We start from the raw sequence: 270 nt of genomic DNA on the forward strand, positions 1-270 counted from the left end.
CGAGCTTGAGCCCGACGATATTGATCGCGCTGGTGATGCCGATAAACGCCAGAACCCAGACCCACTGCGGCACCGCAGGAAACGCCGAATTGAGGTAGGCCGCGCCGATCAGCCAGATGGCCATGGGTAAAAACAGATAGTCGAGCAATACCGCCCAACCGGCGATAAAACCCAGCTTGGGGCTGATCGCCTTGCGCACATAACTGTAGGCGGAACCGGCAACTGGAAATGCCTGGGCCATACGCCCGTAACTCATGGCGGTAAAGAACA

The 270-nt window shown here is 57.8% G+C and carries 1 protein-coding gene; it reads right to left on the reverse strand.

Annotation, left to right across the window (positions count from 1 at the left end; genetic code table 11):
• Positions 1-241: amino acid permease (locus KZZ04_RS19355; RefSeq protein ID WP_257903696.1), on the reverse strand; the 241-nt coding region annotated here is incomplete at its 3' end.
• Positions 242-270: the final 29 nt, after the last annotated feature.

It is taken from the genome of Pseudoalteromonas sp. CR1 (assembly GCF_019392235.1).
In the GTDB taxonomy this organism is placed as follows: domain Bacteria; phylum Pseudomonadota; class Gammaproteobacteria; order Enterobacterales; family Alteromonadaceae; genus Pseudoalteromonas.